We start from the raw sequence: 8,414 nt of genomic DNA on the forward strand, positions 1-8,414 counted from the left end.
GTCCTTTCCATAGTATTTTGTATGAAGATCTACTGCTTTTAAAGCAATTTTAAGTTGATCGAGACCATAATCATTTTTAATATTTTCTAAATAATAACGAGTAGATTCAGTATTAATTGTTCTAGTATATCTCTCCCTATTCATCATTGATCCAACTGCCTCAATATAATCTCCAGCACTACCTTAGTTCATTCCTAACCCACTAAATAAATTGTATGTAGCAGCAGTTTTATCAATCTGTCTTTGATAGACTTTTTTGCATAATAGTAACAACGAACAATTATTTCTTTGGTTATTTTCATAGAAGTCAGTCACCCTCAGCTTAAATTAATTTTGTAATAAAGATGCTCTAACTTATTTAAAAACTTAAACCAGACCTTCTAATGCTATAACATATCAATAATTTTTCTTCTAAGGTCCCACTTTTTTGTAAGTAACTATCAGCTAATTTTATGGCCGTGTCCATTCCAGGCACACCACCATTAATTGCTTTATCATAAGACCAATCTAAAGCCTTCATTATTGCGCCGTGTGTTAAAGATTTTGTTTTTGACAATTTTACTCACCTTTCTGCTAGGAAATTATGGTAATATTATACTGTAAAACTAAGTGTGGAAATTACTATTTTTCTTTTAAATAACATACATAGAGGTGTGAGTATATGCCTATAGAAGTTGGGATATGGAAGGTAAATGGCGGTATCAAAAAGGTGGATTTCTCTGTAATTGAATCAGAAAAAAAGTTAGAAGATATATTGTCGGAAGATTTGTCTATTCTATCTGATGATCTTTTATTGATTGGTAGACAAGTTCAAACAGAGTATGGAAAATATATAGATATGCTTGCAATAGATGGAGAGGGAAACCTTCATATTATTGAATTAAAGAAAAATAGAGCACCTAGAGAAGTAGTAGCTCAAGCATTAGACTATGCTTCCTGGGTACAAAATCTTTCATATGATCAAGTATTAAGAATATATGAAGATAAAAATAACGGTCCCTTAGAAGAAGCATTTGCTGAAAAATTTGATGATAGTTTACCAGACAAGCTAAATGACTCACATCAAATTACAATTGTTTCGTCACAACTTGATAGTGAGACAGAGAGAATAATTAATTACTTATCAAATAATTATGACGTTCCAATCAATGCTGTTTTCTTTCGTTATTTCGAAGAGGGTGAACAACATTTTTTAACTAGAAGTTGGCTTTTAGATCCTAATGTAATAGATGAGAAATCAAGTAATACGAAAGTAGAGAATAAAAAGGAAAAATGGAATAAACAAGACTTTGTAGTGAATTTTGAAGATAAAGCATCTAGAAAATGGGAAGATGCAGTAAAATATGGATTTATTTCAGCTGGTGGAGGACGTTGGTATAGTAGGACATTAAACCAATTATTTGTTGGTGCTAGAGTATTTTGTATGATACCTAAAAGTGGATATGTTGGTATTGGTATAGTAATAGATACTGTTAAACCTATTAAAGATGTTACATTTAAGGTTAATCAAACAGAGGTTAAAATGTCAGACTTAAACCTCAAAGCAACTAATATGTTTCACGATGAAGAAGATCTTGAGAAGTGTGAGTATGTTGTTAAAGTAAAATGGTTAGCCAATGTATCTAAGGAGGAAGCTTATTGGGTGAAGGGCTTAAAAGCTAATCAGAACAGTGCCTATAAATTGAGAAGTCAATATACTATTGATAAAGTTTTGGAGTTTTTTGAACTTAATACTGATGAATAAAAATAATAAATAGACAGGTGTCAATATGGAGAGAGAAAGACCAATAGTACAAAACAAAGTCGAAATCCCCGTAAATATTTTCAAAGGAGAAGAATTAATCGCTGAATGTCCTAGTATTCAGGAGGCGGCAAGATTTTTCAAAAAAGAAACAAATTCTAAACGGTTCAATTGGTCTGCAATTAATAAGGGGATTTGGTACGGTGAATCGTATTCTAAAGATGGAGCTACTTATTATTTTACAACCGATAAAGAAGTTGTTGAGAAGAAAACTGGGCACGATGTAGTCTAAAACAAGGTAAGATGATAATACAGATTACTATAAGTGGTATTATGAAAACCAAACTTTGATGAATACAGAAGGATGAGTTTGACCAAATCTATATCTGTTATATAAGTATATAAAAATAATGGGGAGAAAAAATTATGCCAGAATTTAGAGTTAATAACAAGCAATCATCGAAGAAAAGAATTGTTATTACCGTTGTTTTCGCCCTGCTTTGTGCCTCCATTGGATCAGCCGGAACATATATGCTTTTGGAAGGTGGAGAAGAAAAAGTAGTAAAAGCAACAACAGCAATTGAAGGTGAGGTCATCGTAGAAAATATCGCATACAATAAGGTTCGAGAAATCAGCAAACACTTCGGATATGAGGATGTCCAAGACTTCGATTACACCGAAGATGACACTTATGAATTTTTAAAACATCAAGATGATGATATTTGGCTTGAAACAACAGGCAAGAAATTCGGAAAGTATCTTTTCGGAAAAGAATACAACATTCATTTGTTTGGTTACTTTATGCTTGGTTATGACTTGAAAAATATCAAAAAAGAAGATATTTATTTTGATGAAAAGTCCAAGATTTTACATATTAAAGTACCAGCATTAGAATTAGCTTATATTCCTATGTTTGACAAGAGTTATTTTGATAGTTTTGTAGGATTATTTAGAAAGGAATACACTGAGAGTTACCGAAAGTTGATTTATGAAGATGCGATAAACCAAGGCATCCAAGCTATCCTTGATGATAAAAGCAAAGTTCTTGAAGGTTATAAATTAACAAATGATTCTCTTAAAGAAACATTATTCGACAAACCAGAGTTAAAAAAATATGTCAAAGATATTGTTTTTGAAAAGTCCGTTCAAGAATCAACTATAAGAGTAGAAAAAACTAGAGAAGCGGCTCTTGGTGAAAAAAAAGAAACTGAAAAATAAAATTCATTCCATTTATTGCTACATTGTTTCTTTATTTTTAATGACAGTCCACACATGTGGATTGCGTATCGCAGTTAGTATTGAAATAAGTCTGCTATCACCATTCAAGCTATGAGGAGTGTGGAAACAGAAGAAGCAGGTGAAAATATGCACCTACATTACACATCCAAATCATTTTACACATAGCCACTGTAAAACCTAATTGAAACAATACTTTGACCGCTATTTCGAGCCTGCCCACCGGTATCTTTAAATCAAACCGAGTTTATTTTAAAAAGTTAAAACACCTACAAATGTTGATAATTCAATGTTTGAAGGTGTTTTTTGTTTTTCCTAGTAAAAGTAATACGAATATGGCAACAAGGGGAGTAACAATCATAATAGTTTCTCCTTTTTATGTAACATATTCGATAATTGGGCTCCATAATTAATGGTCATTGAAATTCCGCTAAATGGCACTACCTCATAAATGATAGAAATTGGCTCCCCGATTTTTATGTTCTTGAATTTAATTTGCAGACAATTTTGCAAAGGATTACAATATTAGTAATTGGAAATGATTGGTTCTAGAAATGAAGAAGACGGATTCTTAATTAATAAGAATAGGATTGGGGTTACCAATATGAATAAGAAAACATTTAAGACACAGGTTACACAATTATTAGAGCAGGAAGTAATTGGACTAGAAAAAGAGATAAAAATTAAATATATGAAAAAATGGATAAGGGATTACGAAAGAAGTTTAATAGATTCATCAACAAAGCAAGAATCTGATCATTCCATGAAAATAGGAATCCTTGTTAGAACGACCTTAGCAAAATTAAATCAAGCCAAGTTACTTACCCCCGATAGGGTTGCCAGGCTACAAGATGCGAAATATTGTAAATTAACATTCGAAATAAATTACTCCTTTTTAAAAAAAGTGCAGCATTTTTCATCCTTATCAGATCAAAGAAAAGTGAATGGCTTTGATAGATATTGGGCAGACGAAATAGAGATCGATCAGGTTAAATATATTGTTTGTAATGATTGGTATGAAAGAAATAGACCAAAGTTCACGAGATGGGTAAGGGAAATAGAAAAATGATGAGCTAGGGAAGTGACGAGAATGAATAAAAATATAAATCTAAATGAAGCAATTATTTTAGCGTTAGTAAGTTTAGGTGAAGAGTGTTCAATTCAAGAGATACGAGAATGGATAGAAAAGAGATATCCAAACACATGGAAGGATGTTAGTACAGCATTGGCTGATATGGTACCTGTATCATTTGGCGGTAATTCTTCATCAACAACCCAAGAGGAATATAGAATTCTAGAAAGAGTTTCACGTGGCTACTATAGGTTAATTAAATAACTTTGAACTGTAAGTGAGGGTATGTTCATGCTAAAACAAGGAATCTATGAAGAAATCATTAATTATAAGTTGAAGGATGAGCTTGCTAAGCTTGATTCAACTGCCTTTGATATAGGAAAAGAAGCAATAGATGTGGAGGAAGCACGGAAGCAGTTATCTTCATACATATCACTTGTGACGAGAAAAGCTTTGAAGTTTGTTCGAGATCAGGAGAGTGATGATAAGCAAGCTTTAATAAACCAAATTAAGACTTGTAATGAGATTATTACAACTTTGAGTAAGCATCTTGATGAGGATGAATTAAGGGAGTTGAGGATTGAAGAGGATGGCGAAATTCTTACTTCTATTTATTCACGTATGAATTCAATTAGAAGTATACAGAAGGAAGACGTGATAAGGCCGGTAACTCCACTTTCTCAAAGCTCCCTGTTTACGGGTTCTAGTTATGAGCCCAACATGCTTACAGAACTTAAGAAGGAAATCCTAACTGCAGACTCGATTGATATGCTCGTTTCTTTTATTAAATGGAGCGGGCTTCGATGCATTATGGAGGAGCTAAGAACGTTTACTTCTAGTCCACATAACAAGCTAAGAGTTATTACCACTTCTTATATGGAGGCAACCGATTATAAGGCCATCCAGGTGCTAAGCAAATTACCAAATACAGAGATTAAGGTTTCCTATGATGTTGAAAGAACAAGACTCCATGCGAAAGCTTATCTATTTAAAAGAGAAACTGGATTTAGTACGGCTTATATTGGTTCTTCTAATCTTTCGACCCCTGCACTTACATCAGGTTTAGAGTGGAACATTAAGGTTACGGAAAAAGATTCCTTTGATATTGTTCGAAAATTTGAAGCCACATTTGAAAGCTATTGGAATGATCGGGAGTTTAAACAATTTCAGGCAGATTCAGTCCAAGATCATGAGCTTTTAAAGCTTGCCTTAACAAAAAGTAAAGTGAAAGAAGAGCAAGGGAACTATTTCATCTTTGATATTCAGCCTTATTTTTACCAAAAAGAGATATTGGAAAAGCTTCAAGTAGAACGTGAAGTATTTGGAAGAACGAAAAACTTACTGGTCGCCGCAACAGGTGTGGGAAAAACGGTTATTTCGGCGTTTGATTTTAAGCGTTTTAAGTTAAAGAATCCATCAGCAAAACTATTATTTGTGGCTCATCGTGAGGAAATTTTAAAGCAAAGTCTTGAAACATTTCGGGCTATATTAAGAGATCCAAATTTTGGGGACATGCTAGTAGGAGGTAGCTAACCGGAATCAATAGAATGCCTGTTTGTTAGCATACAAAGCTTTAATAGTAAAAAGTTTTTTGAAATGACTACGTCTGATTTCTATGACTTTATTATTGTCGATGAATTTCATCATGCAGCAGCAGATTCCTATCAGAGACTGCTCGACCATTATAAACCAAAGATTCTTCTAGGCTTAACAGCAACTCCAGAAAGGATGGATGGAAAAGACATCCTAACCTATTTCGATGATAAAATTTCTGCAGAGATGCGTTTGACTGAGGCAATTAATCGAAAATTACTAAGTCCATTCCAATATTTTTGTGTAAGTGACACCGTTGATCTATCTAAATTAAAATGGAGTCGTAAAGGGTACGAGATTAAAGAATTAGAAAATGTTTATACCTCCAACGATCTAAGAAGCAGCCAAATTGTTAAGAGTATATATAAGTATGTAACCGATACGGATCAAGTCAAAGGTCTTGGCTTTTGTGTTTCGATCGAACATGCTAAATATATGGCAGCCTTTTTTGAAAAGGTTGGGATTCCGTCTGTCGCTTTATTTGGAAATGTCGATGGGAGGACTAGAAGAGAAGCACAGCACTGACTTGTTCATGGTGAAATCAAATTTATTTTTGTAGTCGATCTTTATAATGAGGGTGTTGATATACCTGAAGTAAATACAATCCTTTTCCTACGCCCAACAGAGAGTTTAACAGTCTTTCTACAGCAATTAGGAAGGGGACTACGTTTGGCAGAGGGAAAGGAATGCTTAACGGTACTAGATTATGTTGGACAAGCTCACCAAAATTACCAATTTGAAGATAAATTTAGAGCTCTAATTGGACAATCAAAACATTCCGTCCGTCATTATATTGAAAATGGATTCTTCCATTTACCGAAAGGCTGCTTTGTTCAGTTAGAAAAGCAGGCGAAAGAGTACATTTTAAGGAATATTAAATCTAGCTCTAACACATGTTCTAACTTAATTGCGAAGTTGAAATATTTTGAAGAAGATTCAGGCATGGCATTAACATTGGCAAACTTTCTAAGCTTTTATCATCTTACTATATATGATTTTTACGGAAAAAATGGTGACCGTAGTTTTAAAAGAATGAAGGTGGAGGCAGGGCTAGCTGAAGACTTTCATAGTGATATAGAGAATACATTCTTGAAAAGGCTGCCTAATTTGTTTCACTTTAATTCGCAGAAGCTTCTTCAATTCTTGCTAACCTATATTAAAAATCCAGAAGTGCAAACTAAAGAAGAGCGGCTAATGGAAGCGATGCTCTATTACTCGTTTTATAAGTCACATCCCGCTAAAGAAGGTTATCACACAATGCAGGATGGGATTGGACAATTCCTATCTGTACCCGAAATGAAGGAAGAAATTCAAGAGATTCTATCCTCTCTTTACCAATCATTAGAGACGATGGAGCTGGAGCATGATTTTGATTTTCCGTGTCCATTAGGTGTTCATAGCCGATACAATACCGCACAAGTACTAGCCTTATTAGGCTATTATAACGAATCGAGTAATCCTGCATTCCGTGAAGGGGCGAAATATTTCGCAGATAAACATCTAGATATCTTTTTCATCACATTAAATAAATCTGAAAAAGATTTTTCACCATCAACCTTGTACGATGATTATGCAATTAATGAACGACTATTTCATTGGCAAACGCAAAGCCAGGTCGGTGTAGGAAGTAAAACAGCAGAGCGGTACATTCATCACAAAAAGCATAATCACAAAATCGCACTATTTGTACGGGAATATAAAAAGGAGAACGGCTATACATCTCCGTTCGTCTTCTTAGGAACATCCGATTATGTCAGTCACAATGGTAATAAACCAATGAGCTTTATCTGGCAGTTGAAAGAGGAAATGCCATCGTATTTGGTACCGAGGGCGAATAAGAATGTTCATTAAATATTCATTAGTAGAATGTCAGGGTGAATTTTGAAAAATAAGGCTCAATAACATGGTGGTTTTAGTGAAAAGATTTTTTTGATTGCGATTGAAGATTAGTCAACTAATTACTATTTGGAAAAGTACAACAAATAGGATTTCAAGAATAATTAATTAATAAGAGCTTGGTTTCTATTAAACAATCGTTAACCAAGCTCACTTTTTTCTTTAATCAATATCATCACTTATTACCAATTTACCCCAATTGGCCATTTTAATATGAACAGGATAACTAATTAGGGTAACTCTTATCCATCAGCTAAAATAGCTAATAATCCCTCTTTAAGTCGGACCTTCAATCTCTTCCTTTCACTTACACTTTTTCGTCTTCAAGAATTTTGTAAAGAGAGTTCGTTTAAATATTTAGCATATTCTGAGGAGTAATATGACGTTTGGAAAGTATATTAAGAGGGTTTTTTTAAAAAAAAATCTCCAACGAAAACAATTTTTGTATTAATAAAGCTAATCTTTCGTAATTTTAAAAGATGCATTTGCTTTTAGTGTTATTTCTTTTCATGTTTTGTCCAAAACTCACATTTGTAATGATTGGATATAAAAATAAAAAAATAGGAAATTGTTTTGATATACACCCAATATATATTTATTTAAAAAATGTCTGCTCAAAGCCGTTAAAGGAAATTTTGATGTCTAGTTCCCTGTACCCACTACTTCATTTACACAGTTCCTATTCACCAGCGAAAGAAGGGAAAATAAAATCGATCCAATAATAAATATTATAAACATTGGATAAGGGTAAACAGTGGCTCGAAAATTACGTGTTCTATCAATTTTTTCTTCTAATTTTCATTAATATTAAAGTTACTATTTTCTCACCAACCTTTAAAAAAACTTTTAGAGCCAAACACGCTTACGTTAATACCT

At 33.3% G+C, this 8,414-nt stretch carries 6 protein-coding genes and 1 pseudogene; 6 read left to right on the forward strand and 1 reads right to left on the reverse strand.

Features of this window, described 5'->3' with window-relative positions; genetic code table 11:
- Window positions 1–358: 358 nt before the first annotated feature.
- A complete protein-coding gene (locus tag V7122_RS22230; protein WP_335529186.1) occupies window positions 359–556 on the reverse strand; it encodes a hypothetical protein in 198 nt (65 codons plus the stop codon).
- A gap of 105 nt (window positions 557–661) precedes the next feature.
- On the opposite strand from V7122_RS22230, the gene V7122_RS22235 reads away from it, so the two are divergent.
- From V7122_RS22235 to V7122_RS22260, 6 genes and pseudogenes are all read left to right on the forward strand, one after another.
- A complete protein-coding gene (locus V7122_RS22235) occupies window positions 662–1,744 on the forward strand; it encodes a DUF91 domain-containing protein (RefSeq protein ID WP_335529189.1) in 1,083 nt (360 codons plus the stop codon).
- Window positions 1,745–1,769: 25 nt separating this feature from the next.
- A complete protein-coding gene (locus tag V7122_RS22240) occupies window positions 1,770–2,033 on the forward strand; it encodes a hypothetical protein (protein ID WP_335529192.1) in 264 nt (87 codons plus the stop codon).
- A 134-nt stretch (window positions 2,034–2,167) separates the two neighbouring features.
- The gene (locus tag V7122_RS22245) at window positions 2,168–2,959 is read left to right on the forward strand and encodes a hypothetical protein (RefSeq protein WP_335529195.1); all 792 of its coding nucleotides are present in this window, start codon (window positions 2,168–2,170) and stop codon (window positions 2,957–2,959) included.
- A gap of 622 nt (window positions 2,960–3,581) precedes the next feature.
- Window positions 3,582–4,046, forward strand: a complete 465-nt coding sequence (locus V7122_RS22250; RefSeq protein ID WP_335529198.1) for a hypothetical protein — start codon at window positions 3,582–3,584, stop codon at window positions 4,044–4,046.
- Between the two features lie 21 nt (window positions 4,047–4,067).
- Window positions 4,068–4,313, forward strand: coding sequence for a hypothetical protein (locus V7122_RS22255; protein ID WP_335529202.1), 246 nt, complete (start codon window positions 4,068–4,070; stop codon window positions 4,311–4,313).
- A 27-nt stretch (window positions 4,314–4,340) separates the two neighbouring features.
- Window positions 4,341–7,493: pseudogene (locus V7122_RS22260) on the forward strand (DUF3427 domain-containing protein).
- Window positions 7,494–8,414 lie beyond the last annotated feature (921 nt).

It is taken from the genome of Bacillus sp. JJ1532 (assembly GCF_036965085.1).
Lineage (GTDB): Bacteria > Bacillota > Bacilli > Bacillales > Cytobacillaceae > Cytobacillus.

What these genes read in the sequence shown, in the direction of transcription:
- V7122_RS22235 (WP_335529189.1), top strand. Translation starts at nt 662, where the DNA reads ATGCCTATAGAAGTTGGGATATGGAAGGTAAATGGCGGTATCAAAAAG.
- V7122_RS22240 (WP_335529192.1), top strand. Translation starts at nt 1,770, where the DNA reads ATGGAGAGAGAAAGACCAATAGTACAAAACAAAGTCGAAATCCCCGTA.
- V7122_RS22245 (WP_335529195.1), top strand. Translation starts at nt 2,168, where the DNA reads ATGCCAGAATTTAGAGTTAATAACAAGCAATCATCGAAGAAAAGAATT.
- V7122_RS22250 (WP_335529198.1), top strand. Translation starts at nt 3,582, where the DNA reads ATGAATAAGAAAACATTTAAGACACAGGTTACACAATTATTAGAGCAG.
- V7122_RS22255 (WP_335529202.1), top strand. Translation starts at nt 4,068, where the DNA reads ATGAATAAAAATATAAATCTAAATGAAGCAATTATTTTAGCGTTAGTA.